This is a genomic window from Staphylococcus sp. ACRSN (assembly GCF_022346615.1).
Taxonomy (GTDB): Bacteria; Bacillota; Bacilli; order Staphylococcales; family Staphylococcaceae; genus Staphylococcus.
Map to the genome: position 1 here is coordinate 97042 of NZ_JAKRNS010000012.1, position 19618 is coordinate 116659.

Annotated in this window: 16 protein-coding genes and 1 rRNA gene; 11 read left to right on the plus strand and 6 right to left on the minus strand. The window is 33.5% G+C overall.

Annotated features, from left to right (window positions below; translation table 11 throughout):
- Positions 1–42: 42 nt before the first annotated feature.
- Both MHZ36_RS11590 and MHZ36_RS11595 read left to right on the plus strand, forming a co-directional pair.
- Complete coding sequence (locus MHZ36_RS11590) at positions 43–1971, plus strand: ABC-F family ATP-binding cassette domain-containing protein (RefSeq protein ID WP_239231810.1); 1929 nt, start codon at positions 43–45, stop codon at positions 1969–1971.
- Between the two features lie 375 nt (positions 1972–2346).
- Positions 2347–3939 (plus strand): MutS-related protein, encoded by a 1593-nt coding sequence (locus MHZ36_RS11595; protein WP_239231811.1) that lies wholly within the window; start codon positions 2347–2349, stop codon positions 3937–3939.
- A 146-nt stretch (positions 3940–4085) separates the two neighbouring features.
- On the opposite strand, the gene MHZ36_RS11600 is transcribed toward MHZ36_RS11595, so the two are convergent.
- From MHZ36_RS11600 to tsaE, 5 genes are all read right to left on the minus strand, one after another.
- Positions 4086–4508 carry a VOC family protein gene (locus MHZ36_RS11600; protein WP_239231813.1) on the minus strand — a complete coding sequence of 141 codons (423 nt, stop codon included), beginning with the start codon at positions 4506–4508 and terminating at the stop codon, positions 4086–4088.
- Between the two features lie 209 nt (positions 4509–4717).
- Positions 4718–5740, minus strand: a complete 1023-nt coding sequence (gene tsaD / locus MHZ36_RS11605) for a tRNA (adenosine(37)-N6)-threonylcarbamoyltransferase complex transferase subunit TsaD (protein ID WP_239231815.1) — start codon at positions 5738–5740, stop codon at positions 4718–4720.
- Positions 5733–6158: a ribosomal protein S18-alanine N-acetyltransferase gene (rimI, locus tag MHZ36_RS11610; protein ID WP_481867135.1), complete on the minus strand. Its 426-nt coding sequence runs from the start codon at positions 6156–6158 to the stop codon at positions 5733–5735. Before rimI ends, tsaD begins: the two co-directional genes overlap by 8 nt.
- A gap of 11 nt (positions 6159–6169) precedes the next feature.
- Positions 6170–6832, minus strand: coding sequence for a tRNA (adenosine(37)-N6)-threonylcarbamoyltransferase complex dimerization subunit type 1 TsaB (tsaB, locus tag MHZ36_RS11615; RefSeq protein WP_239231817.1), 663 nt, complete (start codon positions 6830–6832; stop codon positions 6170–6172).
- A complete protein-coding gene (gene tsaE / locus MHZ36_RS11620; protein ID WP_239231820.1) occupies positions 6813–7274 on the minus strand; it encodes a tRNA (adenosine(37)-N6)-threonylcarbamoyltransferase complex ATPase subunit type 1 TsaE in 462 nt (153 codons plus the stop codon). The genes tsaB and tsaE overlap by 20 nt, the downstream gene beginning before the upstream one ends.
- Positions 7275–7940: 666 nt before the next feature.
- On the opposite strand from tsaE, the gene ilvD reads away from it, so the two are divergent.
- From ilvD to ilvA, 9 genes are all read left to right on the plus strand, one after another.
- Positions 7941–9629 carry a dihydroxy-acid dehydratase gene (gene ilvD / locus MHZ36_RS11625; protein WP_239231822.1) on the plus strand — a complete coding sequence of 563 codons (1689 nt, stop codon included), beginning with the start codon at positions 7941–7943 and terminating at the stop codon, positions 9627–9629.
- Between the two features lie 12 nt (positions 9630–9641).
- Entirely contained in the window at positions 9642–11432 is a 1791-nt protein-coding gene (ilvB, locus tag MHZ36_RS11630) for a biosynthetic-type acetolactate synthase large subunit (RefSeq protein WP_239231823.1), read from the plus strand.
- On the plus strand, positions 11429–11902 hold the full coding sequence (ilvN, locus tag MHZ36_RS11635; protein WP_239231824.1) for an acetolactate synthase small subunit: 474 nt from the start codon (positions 11429–11431) through the stop codon (positions 11900–11902). Before ilvB ends, ilvN begins: the two co-directional genes overlap by 4 nt.
- A gap of 53 nt (positions 11903–11955) precedes the next feature.
- Entirely contained in the window at positions 11956–12960 is a 1005-nt protein-coding gene (gene ilvC, locus MHZ36_RS11640; RefSeq protein WP_239231826.1) for a ketol-acid reductoisomerase, read from the plus strand.
- Between the two features lie 178 nt (positions 12961–13138).
- Positions 13139–14674 carry a 2-isopropylmalate synthase gene (locus MHZ36_RS11645; RefSeq protein WP_239231827.1) on the plus strand — a complete coding sequence of 512 codons (1536 nt, stop codon included), beginning with the start codon at positions 13139–13141 and terminating at the stop codon, positions 14672–14674.
- Positions 14671–15711, plus strand: a complete 1041-nt coding sequence (gene leuB / locus MHZ36_RS11650; RefSeq protein ID WP_239231828.1) for a 3-isopropylmalate dehydrogenase — start codon at positions 14671–14673, stop codon at positions 15709–15711. Before MHZ36_RS11645 ends, leuB begins: the two co-directional genes overlap by 4 nt.
- A gap of 15 nt (positions 15712–15726) precedes the next feature.
- Entirely contained in the window at positions 15727–17097 is a 1371-nt protein-coding gene (gene leuC, locus MHZ36_RS11655; RefSeq protein WP_239231831.1) for a 3-isopropylmalate dehydratase large subunit, read from the plus strand.
- Position 17098: 1 nt separating this feature from the next.
- Positions 17099–17674, plus strand: a complete 576-nt coding sequence (gene leuD, locus MHZ36_RS11660) for a 3-isopropylmalate dehydratase small subunit (RefSeq protein ID WP_239231833.1) — start codon at positions 17099–17101, stop codon at positions 17672–17674.
- Between the two features lie 26 nt (positions 17675–17700).
- The gene (ilvA, locus tag MHZ36_RS11665; RefSeq protein WP_239231834.1) at positions 17701–18969 is read left to right on the plus strand and encodes a threonine ammonia-lyase IlvA; all 1269 of its coding nucleotides are present in this window, start codon (positions 17701–17703) and stop codon (positions 18967–18969) included.
- Positions 18970–19479: 510 nt separating this feature from the next.
- Here the strand turns inward: ilvA and rrf are convergent.
- Positions 19480–19594, minus strand: a 5S ribosomal RNA gene (gene rrf, locus MHZ36_RS11670).
- Positions 19595–19618: the final 24 nt, after the last annotated feature.

Here is a 19618-nt window from a genome sequence, read left to right on the forward strand (position 1 = left end):
TATACGGTAAAATAGATTATGAATAGAGAGGTGCAAATTCGGATGATACTTTTACAATTAAATAATATTACCAAATCATTCGACGGGGAAGATATTTTCGACAATGTAGATTTAGAGGTAAAAACTGGTGAACGAATCGGTATTGTAGGACGTAACGGTGCTGGTAAATCAACATTAATGAAAATCATTGCAGGTGTCGAAGATTATGATTCTGGTCATATTTCTAAAATTAAAAATTTAAAATTAGGTTATCTTACGCAACAGATGACACTAAACACAAATCAAACCGTAATTTCAGAAATGTCAAAACCGTTTGAACATATTAAAAAAATGCAGGATGAAATGAAGGTAGAAACAGATTGGCTAGCACAACACGCTGAGGAATATGACACAGATATATATAAGGAGCATATTGCGCGCTACGAGAGTATTTCAAACCAATTTGAGCAACAAGAAGGTTATCAATATGAAAGTAAAATCAAAACCGTATTACATGGCTTGAATTTTAGTGAGTCGGATTTTGAAAGACCAATTAATGATTTTAGCGGTGGTCAAAAAACGAGACTTTCTTTAGCTCAAATGTTATTAAATGAGCCAGACTTATTATTATTAGATGAACCGACAAACCATTTAGATATGGAAACCACACAATGGCTTGAAGGTTACTTAAATTACTTTAAAGGTGCCATTATCATTATCAGTCACGATAGATACTTTTTAGATAAAATTGTGAATCAAATATATGATGTAGCACTGGGTGATGTTCAGCATTATATAGGTAATTACGGTCAGTTTATCGAACAAAGAGATAAATATTACCAAAAAAAAATGCAGGAATATGAAAATCAACAAGCTGAAATTAAAAAATTAGAAACTTTTGTGGAAAAAAATATTGCTCGTGCATCAACAACTGGTATGGCTAAAAGTCGTCGAAAGATGCTTGAAAAAATCGAACTTATCAATAAACCCATGATAGATGCAAAAAGTGCTAATATTGAGTTTGACTTCGATCGTAATACTGGTAATGATGTATTTCATATAAAAAATTTAACAATTGGTTACGAGGCCCCAATTACTTCTAACATTAACTTAGAAGTAACTAAAGGCGACCATATTGCTATCATTGGACCTAACGGAATCGGAAAATCCACTTTAATTAAGACATTAGCAGATATTCAGCCTAAAATTTCTGGGGACATCACAAAAGGTGCTAATTTAAAGATTGGATATTATGATCAAAAACAAGCCGAGTTCAAATCAAATAAAACCATACTCGATTATATTTGGGATCAGTATCCTACTATGAATGAAAAAGATGTACGTGCAGTATTAGGTAGATTTCTATTTGTGCAAGAAGATGTAAAAAAAATAATCAATGATTTATCTGGCGGCGAAAAAGCAAGACTTCAACTCGCATTATTAATGCTAGAAAGAAACAATGTATTAATATTAGATGAACCAACAAACCATTTAGATATTGATTCAAAGGAAATGTTAGAACAAGCCTTAGTTAATTTTGAAGGAACTTTGCTCTTCGTTTCACATGATCGTTACTTTATCAACCAATTAGCGAATAAGGTATTTGATTTAGATACATCAGGTGGCACTTTATATTTAGGTGATTATCAATACTTTATTGATAAACTAGAGGAAAAGGAAGCGCTCAAAACAAAGCATGAGCAAGAACAGAGTAACCAACAAACAGTTGTGTTGCAACAAAATAATAATTATACTGACCAAAAGCAAATAAAAAAAGAACAACGACAAATTGCACGTAAGATAGAGCAATGTGAAGAACAAATTGAAAACTATGAATCACTAATTAATAAACTAAACAATGAACTTACAAAACCTGAAATCTATTCAGATCCTGAAAAAGCGAACGAAATCGCCATTTCTAAATCAGATACCGAACAAAAGCTAGAACAGGTAATGTTCGAATGGGCAGAATTACAAGAATTGTTACAATAATAATTTTTATATAAAAGAAGCTTGGTAAATTATTTTTACCTCGCTTCTTTTTTTAGTGTAAATTTTTATTTTTTTATTCACACCAGAATGCCTATAACAAAAGCTATCCACAAAGTTATCCTAGTTATCAACAAGTAAAATGTAACATATTTTATGTTTTACTTTTCAGAAAAAAGTCGATATCCACACTGTTAATAAAGTTTATCCACAACTTATACACGATTTGTTAATAAGTACGCACGTTCCCTATTGACTTTACATGATTTCGAATATTTATTATAACTGCCTTATTAAGCACATTGTATTTAAATAATTTACATGTCATAATTGATTTTCGAACCACTCAAGCAAATTTAGAAAGGATTGTGATTAATAATGCCTACCATTTTATGGTTTTTTATCGCCTTTATTATAGCGAGTGCCATAATTGCGCTTATCACTAATATTATTGTTAATCAAAGGCTTAAAAATGACATTAAAAGTTTATGGTCAAAGCGTAAACCACTAGAAACATTTGTACGACCTTATCGCCGTTATAGCTATCAATTTGATACATTCAAATCAGAACACGAAAGTGATCAACTTATCGATAATAAAACATGGTCAGATTTAGATATGGATCAATTATTTCAAACACTTAATTTTAATTTTACTTCTATCGGTGAGATGCGATTATATGCTACTTTAAGACAAATGTTTAAAATTGATAACGGTACACTCATTGATCGTTTTAAATCAAATATACAATTTAGAGAGCAAATTTCTTTGCATTTAGCAAAAGTTGGAAAAGCAATTTATCCCCTTTTTCCAAATCAATTAACATACATAAAACGTAATAACTTTTACATGGCTAGTACTTATTTTCCAATAATATTTCTTGCTTTTTCATTTTTCAACGCAAAGCTAGGCATACTACTTACAATAGCATCAGTTCTATTTAATATGATTATTAGTGGTATGATTCGGAAAACATTCGATCAAGATTTGAATTCAATATTTTACACTTCCAATGTGATACGTCGCGCATTTGCTATACAAAAGATTGATGGTTCTCCTAAGTTAAACGTTGATTTCAAACATTTTTTTATTGCACGTAAATTTAGTGGCTTATTAGGTCGTGCAAATTCAAATGATGACACATTTATGCTGATTATGTTAATCAAGTTAATTTTCATGTTCGATTATCACGTATTCCATCTTATTCAGAACAGTTTTAAAAAATATGAAATTGAAGTTATGGCATGTTATGACTATATTGCAGAAATAGACAACCATTATGCTATCGCGTTATGGCAAGAGTCATTAGACGGTTATTGTATACCTGAAGCAACGAATACGCAGACCCTTTCCTTCGAAAATTTAACACACCCATTGTTAAAACATGCTGTACCTAATGACTTATTGATAGATAACCATATTCTTTTAACTGGATCGAATGCATCTGGTAAATCTACTTTTATGAAAGCAATCGCTTTAAATTTGATTATGGCTCAAACAATAAACACTGTAACTGCCAGCCAATTCAAATATAGTCCTGGGTTTGTATATACATCTATGGTTAATCAAGATGACATTCTTTCTGGAGATAGTTATTTTATGACTGAAATTAAATCTATCAAACGTCTATTTGATTTATCGTTAACAGAACATATTTATATTTTTATTGATGAAATTTTCAAAGGTACTAATACAACAGAACGTATTGCTGCATCTGAAGCAGTACTAAGTTACTTTGATCAACAAGATAGCTATACTGTCATAGCTGCAACGCATGATATAGAATTGTCATCCTTATTAGACACAAATTATGAAAATTATCATTTTAATGAGTCAATTTCAGATAATACAATTGATTTTGATTACAAAATTAAATCCGGTAAGGCAGATACACGAAATGCTATCGAATTACTTAGAATCACTGATTTTCCAAAGTCTATTTACGAGCGTGCCAAATCAACAACAAAGTAACATTCATATTTAAACCAATTAGAATATGAATAACTGTATTAATAAAAAAGTAGCAATCCTATTTAAATATGAGGATTGCTACTTTTTTAGTTTCTAAATTATAATCGTAACTAAACGTACTATATTAGCTATTAAGCGAGACGTACCTATTCGGCATTAATCATCCAAGTCACACCAAATGGGTCATTAAACATACCATAAAGCTCTGACCATTCTGTTTTGCCTAATGGCATTGTAACTTCACAACCCGCTTCTACTGCTTTATTAAAGAATTCAATCGCGCTTTGTTTTTCAGCTTCATCAGATTGGCTAAATGTAAATGTTACAATCGCACCACTGTTATCAATTTTTTTATTTTTCCAAGTATCACTACAATAAAATGTTTCGCCAAATATTTCAAAAGTAGCATGCATTGTAAACTCAGCATCTACTTTATATTCTTCCGGCATGTCGTCGAACATTGCATTGTCTCCACCTAAACGCTGAATGTTTGTTGCACCTAAATGTTTTTCATAAAAATTCAATGCAGCTAAACTATTTTGAAAATTAAAATACTGAACTGATTTCATAATATAAGTCCTCCTAATATCCAACTTTTTAAAATTAATACAATGGTAAACCATTTAACATTATTTTATACCACTAAATTATTAATACCCATTTCCTACACCTTTAAAATATAAATAGCAGTTCTATTTATGAGGATATAAATAAAAGGATGGTTTACAGTAACTGTAAACCATCCTGAAATTTCAATAATATAACAACACGCCATATATTATTTTGAAAATAACTCAATATCTATATTTCCAAATCCATTTAATGACATATCAGCAAAACGATTTTCTTGATATAAAAAATGGCCTGCTGCGCCAATCATTGCTGCATTGTCAGTACATAATTTTGGGTTTGGTATCGATAATTTAATATTTTCAGCCTCACAAGTAGTCGATAAAGACTGCCGTAAGCCTTTATTACTTGCAACTCCGCCAGCAACGATAAGTTGATCAACATGATATTCCTTACATGCTGCAATTGTTTTTCCGACCAATACTTCTACAACACTATTTTGGAAACTTGTTGCTACATCTGCTTCAACAATATTTTCACCTTTTTGTTTTAGATTATGCAATTTATTTATAACTGCACTTTTCAATCCACTAAAACTAAAATCATAACTACCTTTTTCTAACCATACGCGTGGAAATTCATATACATCTGCACCTTCTGCAGCTAATTTGTCTACTTGAGGTCCACCTGGATAACTTAACCCTATAGTTCTTGCTACCTTATCATAAGCCTCACCCACTGCATCATCTCTTGTTTCACCAATCACTTCGAAATTTAAATGATCTTTCATATAAATTAACTCAGTGTGACCACCAGAAACAATGAGTGCAATTAGTGGAAATTGAAGTGGCTTTTCTAAATGATTAGCATATATATGCCCAGCAATATGATGTACAGGTATTAAAGGTTTATCATAAGCAAATGCTAAAGCTTTCGCTGCATTAATGCCTACTAATAGTGCTCCAATCAATCCTGGACCTTGAGTTACTGCAATTGCATCTACTTCATTCATGGTAACTTCCGCTTCTTTTAACGCTTCATCAATTGTTGTCGTAATACCTTCAACATGATGTCTACTGGCAACTTCGGGTACTACACCACCAAATCGCTTATGACTTTCTATTTGGCTAAGCACTATATTACTCATGACATTATTACCATCTTTAATTAAACTTACACTTGTTTCATCACAACTTGATTCTATTGCTAATATTATTGTCTCTTTATTCATTTAGATTCACCCACATGACTAACGCATCCTCGCCTTCACCGTAATAGTTTTTACGTTTTCCTCCATATTGAAAACCTAAATTTGTATACACATGTCGTGCTACTGCATTTTCTACTTTTACTTCTAAACTCATAACTTCACATTTCGTTTGTGCATAGTTCATAGCGTATTTTAATAAAAGTTGTCCTAATCCATAGCCTCTGTATGCATTATCAATAGCAACTGTAGTAATTTGGGCTTGATCAACCACAATCCACATACCAATATAACCAATTACCTGCTGATTAAATTCCATTATAAAGTAATTTGCAAATTCGTTTTGTTCGATTTCATGATAAAAAGCATCAATTGACCAACTACTATCATTAAAACTAATTCTTTCGATATCAAATACTTGTGGCACATCTTCTTTTGTCATTAATCTAATATTTAATGCTTGTTCTGTTGGTTTAACCAATTTCTCTCAGCCTCTGATATTTTAATATAGTTTGGTGTGAATTGATGAATATCTTCTGGTTCACCAATCATATCTTTCATATACTTAGCTTGCGGTAAATTAGGTACACACTTACCATCTAATAATTCTTGTAAATGATCTGTATCTGGACCAACAAATGTATAGTCTAAGGATAATTCATGTAGTTGCTCTAGCAATGCTTCTATAGGAATATATTGATCCTCTATTACATTTACAAGTTCATCGTTAATCTTTTTATATACACCTGCATATACCGCTTCTCTTCTTGCATCAAATAAAGGTACAATTAAACCTTTTTCGTTTTCAAGTGTAGCTGCTAATGCTTTCAATGAAGAAACACCATATAATTCAGCATTTAATGCATATGCCAAAGTTTTGGCAACTGTTACTCCGATTCTTAAACCTGTATAAGAACCTGGTCCTTTTGCTATGACTATAGCATCTATATCATTTTTTTCTATATCACTATCCGCTAAAACTTGCTGAATTGAAGGCATCAATTGGATAGAATGATTCTTTTTAATATTTGTATTTATTTCACTCAACACTTGTTTGTCGCGTACTACAGCGACTGATAAAGGTTGATTGGATGTATCAATCAATAGATAATTCACGTTCCACTGCCTCCTTTAAATTTTTATAATATTCGCCTTGTGCCTTTAGTTCAATTACTCTTTCATTTTCTGTAATTGTATTTATCTGTATTGTTAAATGAGTTGTTGGCAAAAAGTCAGTGATAAATTCACTCCATTCAATAACAATGACCGCTTCATCAGCAAAATATTCTTCAAAACCTAAGTCATCATCAGAGCCTTCTAGTCTATAACAATCCATATGATGTAATTTGAGGTTTGTCCCCTGGTATGATTTTATTATATTAAAAGTCGGAGAATTAATATTTCTGCGAACACCCATATGCTTACCAATAAATTGAGTAAGTGTCGTTTTTCCTGCGCCCAAATCCCCATTTAACAGTATTAAATCCTGTGCTGCTAAATGCTTTGCTAATATTGAGGCAAAACGCTCCATCTCATCTAAATTTTTTATTTTAATCATCTTCATACTCCTTTACACAACGGCATTAAGATTGCACCTTACTATTTTATAAACTTTCACATGACTTACTAAATTGATTCTCCATATTAGTAAATCATACAATCAGCATTTATCATTTAAAATAATCACTATACAAATACCATTGCTTTTATTGTACTATCTTTCATTTTATTCTATTTATTTCAATGAATAATCACTTGAATAAAATGAGTGAATTACATTAACCACTGTATATATTAGAAAGCACAAATCAGAATGTCTAATAAATTAACTCTTATAGTTTAACAAATTTTAACGTACATTACTTCATCATAGTATAACTATTTCATTGAATTGTATTTATTTGAATTGTAAGAAAATTACAAATAGTTATTGACATCAACACATCGATGTAGTAAATTTAATTTATCAAATTTTTAGATATTTCTAACAAATCAAAAAATATACCATTCTTTCGAAAGGAGCATAATAAAATGATGCCATGTACAAAGCAATATCAACCGACAACTTCAAATATTTTAGTCATTTTATTATGCTCGTAGGACTGGAACTTTAGTAAAAAATTTACTAAGTGTTTAAGTCCTCTTTCTAGTTGAATGGGACTTTAAAACGTCCCAATTATTATTGGGACGTTTTTTTATTTTCAATTTTATGGGGGAATCAAACATGAGAAGCGATATGATCAAAAAAGGAGATCATCAAGCTCCAGCAAGAAGTCTTTTACACGCTACAGGTGCATTAAAACAACCTACCGATATGAATAAACCTTTCGTAGCAATCTGTAATTCCTATATCGATATTGTCCCAGGACATGTTCATCTTAGAGAATTAGGAGACATAGCTAAAGAAGCAATTAGAGAAGCAGGTGCGATTCCTTTTGAATTTAATACTATCGGAGTTGATGATGGTATTGCCATGGGACACATTGGAATGAGATATTCTCTTCCATCACGTGAAGTAATTGCAGATGCAGCTGAAACAGTAATAAATGCCCATTGGTTCGACGGCGTATTTTACATCCCAAACTGTGACAAGATTACACCAGGAATGTTGTTAGCATCCGTCAGAACAAACGTACCGGCTATTTTTTGTTCAGGTGGTCCAATGAAAGCAGGTTTATCTACTGAAGGTAAAGCTTTAACTTTATCATCTATGTTCGAAGCCGTTGGTGCTTTTAAAGATGGTTCTATTTCAAAAGATGAATTTTTAGATATGGAACAAAATGCCTGCCCTACTTGTGGTTCTTGTTCTGGTATGTTCACAGCAAACTCAATGAACTGTTTAATGGAGGTATTGGGATTAGCATTACCATACAATGGTACAGCACTAGCAGTTAGTGAACAACGAAGAGAAATGATTAGAGAAGCTGCATTCAAATTAGTAGATAACATTAAAAATGATTTAAAACCTAGAGATATCATCACTGAAGAAGCAATTGATGATGCATTCGCCTTAGACATGGCTATGGGCGGCTCTACAAACACAGTATTACACACATTAGCAATCGCTAATGAGGCAGGCATTGATTATGACTTAACAAGAATCAATGAAATCGCTAAAAAAACACCTTACCTTTCAAAAATTGCTCCAAGTTCATCCTATTCTATGCATGATGTTCATGAAGCAGGTGGTGTTCCAGCAATCATCAATGAATTATTTAAAAAAGAAGGTACCTTACATCCAGATAGAATTACTGCTACAGGTCAAACATTACGTCAAAACAACGAAAATAAAGAAATACTGAATAGTGATGTCATCAGACATTTGGATAATCCTTATGATAAACAAGGTGGCCTATCAATTTTATACGGTAACATCGCTCCAAACGGTGCTGTAATAAAAGTTGGTGGTGTTGATCCTTCAATCAAAGTATTCAAAGGTAAAGCAATTTGTTTCGATTCACATGATGATGCTGTTGAAGCAATTGATAATCATACTGTCAGAGAAGGACATGTAGTCGTAATTCGATATGAGGGTCCTAAAGGCGGACCAGGTATGCCAGAAATGTTGGCCCCTACTTCTTCAATCGTTGGACGAGGATTAGGTAAGGACGTTGCCTTGATAACAGATGGTCGTTTCTCAGGTGCCACAAGAGGTATTGCTGTAGGTCACGTATCACCTGAAGCAGCAGCTGGTGGTCCGATTGGATTAATCAATGATGGTGATGAGATAACAATTGATTTAACAAATCGAACATTAGATGTCGAAGTTCCAACTGAAACTTTAGAAGCTAGAAAACAAGACTTAAAACCATTTAAAGCAAAAGTAAAAACTGGTTATCTTGCACGTTATACAGCATTAGTAACAAGCGCAAATACGGGTGGAATTATGCAAGTACCTGAAAACCTTATTTAAGGAGTGAGAACAATGTCTAAACAAATTGAAACACTTGAGTATGAAAAGTCAGAAAATTTTGATTCTTTGGAAGCGGCACAATCAGTTGAGCCTGAAGTAGAACTTGAACAAGAGACAGTAGACGAAATGTGCTCAGGTTCTGAGTTATTAGTTGAATCTTTAGCAAATGAAAATGTTGACTTTATATTTGGTTATCCAGGAGGAGCAGTTCTTCCACTCTATGACACATTCTACGATGGAAAGATTAAGCATATATTAGCTAGGCACGAACAAGGTGCAACACATGCCGCTGAAGGTTATGCACGTGTTTCCGGTAATACAGGGGTTGTGGTTGTTACCAGTGGCCCCGGAGCTACAAATGCAATAACTGGAATTGCAGATGCATATAGTGATTCGTTACCACTCGTTGTCATTACAGGACAAGTTGCTACGGCTGGTATTGGAAAAGATGCATTTCAAGAGGCAGATTTATTATCAATGACAACGCCTATCACAAAACACAATTATCAAGTTAAAAATGTAAATGAAATACCAAAAATAATTCATGAAGCATTTCATATTGCAAATACAGGACGTAAAGGTCCAGTTGTCATTGATTTTCCAAAAGATATGGGTATATTATCTACCAATGCCAAGACAACAGATGAACTTGAATTACCTGGTTATAATATACCTAATCAACCAGCTGAAAATGATATTCAAAAGCTTCGTGATTATTTAAAATCAGCAAAAAAACCAATTGTACTCTCTGGTGCAGGTATAAATCATGCAAAAGCTAATGAATTATTCACTGAATTTGTAACAAGACATCAATTGCCAGTGGTTAGTACATTATTAGGTCTTGGTGCAATACCATATGAACATCCCTTATTTTTAGGTATGGGTGGGATGCACGGATCTTATGCAAGTAATATGGCACTCACTGAATGTGATTTACTCATAAACTTTGGTAGTAGATTTGATGATAGACTTGCAAGTAATCCAGATGAATTTGCGCCAAATGCTAAAATCGTGCATGTCGACATAGATCCTTCGGAAATAAATAAAATTATCAAAGTTGACTTAGGCATTGTTGCAGATTGTAAAGCAACGTTAGAAGCTCTCTTAGATTATGAAAGTTATTCTATAAAGCATGATACATGGTTAACATATTGTAATAACAACAAAGATAAACATCCATTTTCATATAAAAAAGATGAAGACGATTCATTTTCGAAACCACAACGTGCAATTGAATATATTGGTGAAATTACACATGGAGATGCCATTGTTACTACAGATGTAGGACAACATCAAATGTGGACTGCACAATATTATCCTTTCAAATCACATGGTCAATTAGTAACCAGTGGTGGTTTAGGAACAATGGGATTTGGTATCCCAGCTGCGATTGGTGCTAAATTAGCTGCACCCGATAAAACAGTAGTAACATTCGTTGGTGATGGCGGATTCCAAATGACAAATCAAGAAATGGCAATACTTGAAGAATATGGTTTAGATATAAAAGTTGTTTTAATCAACAATGGCACACTTGGTATGGTTAAACAATGGCAAGATAAATTCTTTAATAAGCGTTTTTCACACTCTGTATTTAACGATCAACCTGATTTCTTGAAATTGGCAGAAGCTTATAATGTTAAAGGCTTCTTAATCGATGATCCAGCAAAATTAGAATCACAAATCGATGAAGCTTTTGCACATGACGGTCCAGCATTAATTGAAGTGCGTATTTCACCTATCGAACCAGTAACACCTATGGTACCAAGTGGCAAAGCAAACCACGAGATGGAGGGACTATCATGAGAAGAACTTTCAGAACAAAAGTCAGAGATAAAGCAGGCACATTAAATAGACTGACTAGTATCTTTGTACGTAGGCAATTTAATATCGTGACCCTTTCTGCTACACCAACACTTGAAGAAGGTGTTTCAGACATCACATTTGTTGCAGAAGTGCCTGATACAGACGTATTAAGAAATTTAATTCAACAACTTGAAAAGCAAATCAATATTATAGACGTTGAAGATATTACAGATACGAATACGTATAATCGAGAACTCGTTTTAGTCAAATTACAAACACCTAGTAGTAGTGATCAATTAGAAAAAGTAATTCAACCGTATGATGCGCTAATCTCTATTTTGAAAAAGGAAGATGATTATACTTATCTTCAAGCTTCAGGTCCACAGTATACGATGGACAATCTCTTAGATGATCTATCATCATATGGTATTGCTCAAGTTTCTAGAACTGGTTCAGCAGGTATTATTTAGTTGAGTTTTTAGAAAATTGAAAAAATTTAATTTAAAACATGGAGGATTTTATTATGACAACAGTTTATTATGACCAAACAGTTACAAAAGACGCATTACAAGGTAAAAAAGTAGCAATCGTTGGGTATGGTTCTCAAGGACATGCACACGCACAAAACTTAAAAGATAACGGATATGATGTGATTATCGGTATCAGACCAGGAAGTTCTTTTGATAAAGCTAAAGACGATGGCTTCGAAGTATACCCTGTAAATGAGGCAGCAAAACAAGCTGATGTCATCATGATTTTATTACCAGATGAAATTCAAGGACAAGTATATAAAGAAGAAATTGAACCTAATTTAGAAGCAAACAATGCATTAGTTTTTGCTCATGGATTTAATATTCATTTTGATGTTATTCAACCACCAGCTGACGTTGATGTATTCTTAGTAGCTCCAAAAGGACCTGGACACTTAGTTCGTCGTACTTTTGCAGAAGGAAGTGCAGTACCTGCCCTATTCGCAGTTCAACAAGATGCTTCAGGTGAGGCAAGAGACTTAGCTTTAAGTTATGCGAAAGGTATCGGTGCAACACGTGCTGGTGTATTAGAAACTTCATTTAAAGAAGAAACTGAAACTGATTTATTCGGTGAACAAGCTGTATTATGTGGCGGAGCTACAAAATTAATCCAAACTGGATTTGAAACATTAGTTGAAGCGGGTTACCAACCTGAAATTGCTTATTTCGAAGTGTTACATGAAATGAAATTAATCGTTGATTTAATGTATGAAGGCGGAATGGAAAACATGCGTTATTCAATTTCAAATACTGCTGAGTTCGGTGACTATGTTTCTGGTCCTCGAGTTATCACTCCGGATGTTAAAGATAATATGAAAGCAGTATTAGAAGATATTCAAAAAGGTAACTTCAGTAATCGATTCATTAAAGATAACGAAAATAATTTTGAAGAATTCCATAAATTACGTGAAGAACAACATGGTCATCAAATCGAAGCAGTTGGTAAAGACCTACGTGAAATGATGCCATTTATCAAATCTAAAAGTATTCAAAAATAATTTGATTAATAAAAGATAACCATCGTAATTAAAGCATTATAAGTAAATTTATATTTTCACCTAGTCTAATATAAATAACTTATGATGCTTTAAACATTACGAAATGATGTACTGACTATAAAACATCAGGTTTATATTATTAATCGATAATTACAACTATTGTTAGGAGATGTTTAAAATGAGTAGCCATATTCAAATTTTTGATACCACACTAAGAGACGGCGAGCAAACACCTGGAGTTAACTTTTCATTCGATGAACGTTTAAAGATTGCTAAGCAATTAGAAAAATGGGGTGTCGATATTATTGAAGCAGGATTCCCTGCATCGAGTTCGGGAAGTTTTGCATCAGTTGAAGCAATTTCACAAGCTTTAACAACAACTGCAGTTTGTGGACTAGCACGTTGCGTAAAATCTGATATAGACGCAGTATACGGAGCAACTAAGAAAGCAGCTAAACCAAGAATCCACGTATTTATAGCAACTAGCCCTATTCATCGTGATTCAAAACTCATGATGTCAAAAGAGGAAGTACTAGCTTCGATTAAAGAACATGTAAGTTATGCAAAACAATACTTTGATATAGTTCAATTTTCACCAGAGGATGCGACAAGAACTGAACTACCATTCTTAATCGAATGTGTACAAACAGCAGTAAATGCCGGTGCCAGTGTTATCAATATTCCTGATACTGTAGGATTTAGTTATCCTTCAGAATATGGTCAAATTTTCAAAACACTTCTAGAAAAAATTGATTCTGATCACGAAGTCATTTATAGCGCACATTGTCATGATGATTTAGGATTAGCTGTTGCAAATAGTATGGCAGCGATTGAAAATGGTGCTAAACGTATTGAAGGTACTTTAAATGGTATTGGGGAACGTGCAGGTAATACTGCTTTAGAAGAAGTTGCGCTTGGCCTTTACGTTCGTCAAGATCATTATAAAAATCAAACTCAAATCAATTTATCAGAAACAAAACAAACTTCAGATTTAATTTCAAGATTTGCAGGTATTCGAGTCCCAAGAAATAAAGCAATTGTAGGCCAGAATGCTTTCAGTCACGAATCAGGCATACATCAAGACGGTGTGCTTAAAAATCCTGAAACTTATGAAATTATGACACCACAATTAGTTGGTGTGGATACAACTGAATTACCTCTTGGGAAACTATCAGGTAAACATGCATTTGCTGAAAAACTTATTGCATTAGGTTATGATGTATCGCCTGAAGAGCAAAAAACATTGTTCAAACAGTTTAAAACAGTAGCTGATAAGAAAAAATCAGTGACTGATAGAGATATTCATGCATTGATACAAGGCACAGAACATGAACAAAATGCAATTTACCAAGTTGAAACACTTCAATTACAATTTGTATCTAGTGGATTACAAAGTGCCGTAGTCGTTATCAAAGATAATGAAGGCAATATTTACCAAGACTCAAGTATTGGTACTGGTTCAATTGTTTCTATTTACAATGCAGTTGATCGAATATTTAAAAAAGAAACAGAATTAATTGATTATACAATCGACTCAGTAACAGAAGGTACTGACGCTCAAGGTGAAGTACACGTACAACTTAAAATAGACGACCAAATTGTCACAGGTGTTGGCATTGATCATGATATCCTACTCGCATCATGTAAAGCATATGTAGAAGCGCATGCAAAATATGCATCTAATACATCTAAGAAAGAAGGTATTCATTCATGAGTTACAAAATAGTAGCATTGCCAGGTGACGGCATTGGTCCTGAAATTTTAAATGGCTCTTTAGAAGTCTTACAAAAATTAAGTGAACAATTCAATTTTGATTATAAAGTTGAAAGTCATGATTTTGGTGGCATTGCTATCGATAATCACGGTAATCCTTTACCAGAAACAACATTAAACGCATGTAAAAATGCTGATGCAATCCTATTAGGTGCTGTGGGGGGACCTAAATGGACAGATCCAACTAATAGACCTGAACAAGGTTTATTAGGTATACGAAAAGCTTTGGGTCTGTTTGCAAATATTCGCCCCACTACTGTTACAAATGGCACAAGTCATTTATCCCCAATCAAAGAAGAACGTGTTGCAGGAACTGATTTTATATTAGTAAGAGAGCTCACTGGAGGTATTTACTTTGGTGAACCAAAACATTGGAATAATGAAGAAGCACTTGATTCTCTAACATATTCACGTCAGGAAATCGAACGTATCGCAAAAGTTGCATTCGATCTTGCTCAAAAGCGAAGTAAAAAATTAACATCTGTAGATAAAGAAAACGTACTATCTTCAAGTAAACTATGGCGTAAAATCATTGATGAAGTTTCAGTTAGCTATCCTGAAGTTGAAGTAAATCATTTACTTGTAGATGCTTGCGCTATGCATTTAATAACAAATCCATCACAATTTGATGTAATTGTTACTGAAAATTTATTTGGTGATATATTAAGTGATGAAGCATCTGTCATTCCAGGCTCTTTAGGTTTATCCCCTTCTGCTAGTTTTAGTGAACAAGGTCCTAGATTATATGAACCAATACATGGATCTGCACCAGATATCGCTAATCAAGATAAGGCTAATCCTTTTGGAATGTTATTGTCAGTTGTCATGTGTTTACGTGAAAGTTTAAATGAAAATGAAGCTGCTGCAAAACTTGAATCTGTAATTTATCAATTAATAAAAGAAGGCAAGACAACTCAAGACCTTAATGGTCAATTTAGTACATCTGAAATATTTAATTTTGTAAAAGAAAATCTATAAAGGAGGAGATGTCATATGGGTAAAACACTATTTGATAAAGTTTGGAATAAGCATGTCTTAACTGGTAAAGAAGGTGACCCACAGTTATTATATATCGATTTACATCTTATACATGAAGTTACATCTCCTCAAGCATTTGAAGGTTTGAGACTACAAAATCGTCAACTACGTCGTCCAGATTTAACGTATGCAACACTTGATCACAACGTACCAACTATTGATATTTTCAATATTAAAGATGAAATTGCTAATAAACAAATCACAACTTTGCAAAAAAATGCTGAAGCATTTGGTGTTCATATATTTGATATGGGATCTGATGAACAAGGAATTGTTCATATGGTAGGCCCAGAAACAGGATTGACACAACCAGGTAAAACAATTGTCTGTGGTGATTCTCACACTGCAACGCATGGTGCATTTGGTGCTATAGCATTTGGTATAGGTACGAGTGAAGTTGAACACGTCTTTGCGACACAATCACTTTGGCAAACAAAACCTAAAAATCTTAAAATAGATGTTAATGGAAAATTGCCTACAGGTGTCTACGCAAAAGACATTATTCTCTATCTTATCAGTCAATATGGCGTAGATTTTGGAACTGGGTATGCTTTAGAATTTACAGGCGACACTATTAAATCACTTTCTATGGAAGCACGTATGACGATTTGTAATATGGCAATTGAAGCTGGCGCTAAATACGGTATGATGCAACCAGATGAAATTACTTTCGAATATGTTAAAGGACGTCCATACGCTCAAAATTTCGAATATTCAGTTGAAGAATGGAAAACATTATATACAGATGAAGATGCTCATTTTGATAAAGTGATTACACTCGATGTATCTGATTTAGAGCCACAAGTAACTTGGGGTACAAATCCTGAAATGGGTGTTAGCTTTAATGAACCATTTCCTGAAATTCAAAGTGTAAATGATGAACGAGCTTATAATTATATGGATTTGAAACCAGGTCAAAAAGCTGAAGACATCGATCTTGGATATGTATTTTTAGGTTCATGTACTAATGCAAGACTTTCTGATCTCGTAGAGGCTAGTGAAATAGTTAAAGGAAACAGAGTTCATCCAAATATTACAGCTATTGTTGTACCTGGATCACGTACTGTTAAAAATGAAGCTGAGAAGCTTGGACTCGATAAAATATTTAAAGAAGCAGGATTTGATTGGAGAGAACCTGGTTGTTCTATGTGTCTAGGTATGAATCCTGACCAAGTACCAGCTGGCGTGCACTGTGCATCTACAAGTAACCGTAATTTTGAAGGTAGACAAGGAAAAGGTGCAAGAACTCATCTCGTTTCCCCTGCAATGGCTGCTGCTGCTGCAATTAATGGTAAATTCGTAGATGTTAGAAAGGTGGTTGTTTAATATGGAAATCAAACCGATCACTACTTATACAGGTAAAGTCGTTCCACTATTTAACGATAATATCGATACAGACCAAATAATACCAAAAGCACATTTGAAAAGAATTTCAAAAACTGGATTTGGTCCATTTGCTTTTGATGAGTGGCGTTATTTAGATGATGGGACAGATAACCCTGATTTCAATCCAAACAAACCAGAATATAAAGGTGCGAGTATTTTAATTACTGGAGATAACTTTGGATGTGGTTCTAGCCGTGAACACGCTGCTTGGGCACTTAAAGATTATGGATTTGATATTATTATTGCTGGTAGTTATAGTGATATTTTTTATATGAACTGTACAAAAAATGCTATGTTACCTATCGTATTAGATGAACCAAGTAGAAAGTACTTAGCAAAAGCTAAAGAAATTACTGTAGATTTACCAAATCAATCTGTTTATACTTCTGAAAAATCATTTCACTTTGATATTGATGAAACTTGGAAGAATAAATTAGTTAAAGGCTTAGATGATATAGCTATAACTTTAGAATATGAAGAACAAATTAAATCTTATGAAAAAGCAAAAACATTTTAATCTTATTAAATAAAGGTGTGAAACTTATGACTGTAAAAACAACTGTTTCTTCTAAAGATATCGATGAAGCTTTCTTACAATTGAAAGATATAGTGAAAGAAACCCCTCTCCAAAAGGACCATTATCTATCACATAAATATGATTGTGACGTCTATTTAAAAAGAGAAGATTTACAATGGGTACGTTCTTTCAAACTAAGAGGTGCTTACAATGCGATTATCGCATTAGCAGAAGAAGAACGACAAAATGGCATTACATGTGCAAGTGCTGGAAATCATGCACAAGGTGTTGCATATACTGCAAGTAAATTAGATCTCAATGCAGTGATTTTTATGCCAGTTACTACACCTCTCCAAAAAATTAATCAAGTTAAATTTTTTGGAGGGACAAATGTAGAAGTCGTTCTTACAGGTGATACTTTTGATGATTGTTTGAAAGAAGCACTTACTTATACAAACGAAAATCAAATGAATTTCATCGACCCTTTTAACAATATCTATACAATTGCTGGTCAAGGCACACTTGCTAAAGAAATCATTGAGCAATCCAAAGAAGATAATGTAACATTTGATTATTTATTCGCTGCAATAGGTGGCGGTGGTTTAATTTCTGGTGTTGGTACGTACTTTAAAGCACATTCTCCTAGCACATCAATAGTTGGTGTAGAGCCAGCCGGTGCGAGTAGTATGTATGCTTCTGTAGTACTAGAAAATCAAATCGTTACTTTACCTAATATTGATAAATTTGTTGATGGTGCTTCAGTAGCACGTGTAGGTGAAATTACGTATGATATTGCTAAAGATGTTGTCGATGATTACGTACAAGTTCATGAAGGGGCCGTATGTAGTACAATATTAGATATGTACTCTAAACAAGCCATTATTGCTGAACCTGCCGGTGCACTTAGCGTAAGTGCTTTAGAACAATACAAATCAGAAATAAAAGGTAAATCAGTTGTTTGCATAGTAAGTGGCGGTAACAATGATATAAATCGAATGAAAGAAATTGAAGAACGTTCCTTACTATTTGAAGAAATGAAACATTACTTTATTTTAAATTTCCCTCAAAGACCAGGTGCATTAAGAGAATTTGTTAATGATGTATTAGGACCAAAAGACGATATTACAAAATTCGAATATCTGAAAAAATCTTCACAAAATACTGGTACAGTAATCATAGGCATTCAACTTTACGAACATCACGACTTAGATGAGCTTAAGGCGAATGTAGATGCATTTGATCCTTCAAACATTTACATCAATGAAAATAAAATGCTCTATTCACTACTTATTTAATTTATAGATTATAATTGAATACCTTAATATATTAAAAAGACGCATGAAATTAAAATATTTCATGCGTCCTTTAATTTTATAGAACTACTAAAAAACTACTAAAGAACTACTTCTCAATTCATTGAGACTAGTAGTTCTTATGCAAAAGCTTTAGCTTTTGTATTCTTTTTCTTTATGTCAGTTTATTTGAAGTTAAGCTCCTTTTTCACAAAAAAAAGAGACCTTACGGTCTCGGCTCATCGCATCTCTGTTTGCCTGGCAACGTCCTACTCTTGCGGAACGTAAGTCTGCTACCATCGGCGCTAAGGAGCTTTTCTGACATTAAGACAAGCGCTCGCATCTTTCCTCATTTTCACTCTTTCCTCTTTCACTTACCGCTTGTAAGCTCAAGTCGTCTTTCGCTCAATTCGTCAGCTTCAAACGCTTTCTTTATATCAGTTTATTTGAAGTTAAGCTCCTTTTTCACAAAAAAAAGAGACCTTACGGTCTCGGCTCATCGCATCTCTGCTTGCCTGGCAACGTCCTACTCTTGCGGAACGTAAGTCCGACTACCATCGGCGCTAAGGAGCTTAACTTCTGTGTTCGGCATGGGAACAGGTGTGACCTCCTTGCCATTGTCACCAGACAATGAAATGCATTAAATTACAAT

Bases quoted from the DNA above. Each gene is read 5' to 3' on its own strand.
- leuB (WP_239231828.1), top strand. From the start codon at position 14,671: ATGAGTTACAAAATAGTAGCATTGCCAGGTGACGGCATTGGTCCTGAA.
- ilvN (WP_239231824.1), top strand. From the start codon at position 11,429: ATGAGAAGAACTTTCAGAACAAAAGTCAGAGATAAAGCAGGCACATTA.
- MHZ36_RS11645 (WP_239231827.1), top strand. From the start codon at position 13,139: ATGAGTAGCCATATTCAAATTTTTGATACCACACTAAGAGACGGCGAG.
- MHZ36_RS11590 (WP_239231810.1), top strand. From the start codon at position 43: ATGATACTTTTACAATTAAATAATATTACCAAATCATTCGACGGGGAA.
- ilvA (WP_239231834.1), top strand. From the start codon at position 17,701: ATGACTGTAAAAACAACTGTTTCTTCTAAAGATATCGATGAAGCTTTC.
- ilvC (WP_239231826.1), top strand. From the start codon at position 11,956: ATGACAACAGTTTATTATGACCAAACAGTTACAAAAGACGCATTACAA.
- ilvB (WP_239231823.1), top strand. From the start codon at position 9,642: ATGTCTAAACAAATTGAAACACTTGAGTATGAAAAGTCAGAAAATTTT.
- tsaE (WP_239231820.1), bottom strand. From the start codon at position 7,274: ATGATTAAAATAAAAAATTTAGATGAGATGGAGCGTTTTGCCTCAATA.
- leuC (WP_239231831.1), top strand. From the start codon at position 15,727: ATGGGTAAAACACTATTTGATAAAGTTTGGAATAAGCATGTCTTAACT.
- MHZ36_RS11595 (WP_239231811.1), top strand. From the start codon at position 2,347: ATGCCTACCATTTTATGGTTTTTTATCGCCTTTATTATAGCGAGTGCC.
- leuD (WP_239231833.1), top strand. From the start codon at position 17,099: ATGGAAATCAAACCGATCACTACTTATACAGGTAAAGTCGTTCCACTA.
- rimI (WP_481867135.1), bottom strand. From the start codon at position 6,158: ATGACAAAAGAAGATGTGCCACAAGTATTTGATATCGAAAGAATTAGT.
- MHZ36_RS11600 (WP_239231813.1), bottom strand. From the start codon at position 4,508: ATGAAATCAGTTCAGTATTTTAATTTTCAAAATAGTTTAGCTGCATTG.
- tsaD (WP_239231815.1), bottom strand. From the start codon at position 5,740: ATGAATAAAGAGACAATAATATTAGCAATAGAATCAAGTTGTGATGAA.
- ilvD (WP_239231822.1), top strand. From the start codon at position 7,941: ATGAGAAGCGATATGATCAAAAAAGGAGATCATCAAGCTCCAGCAAGA.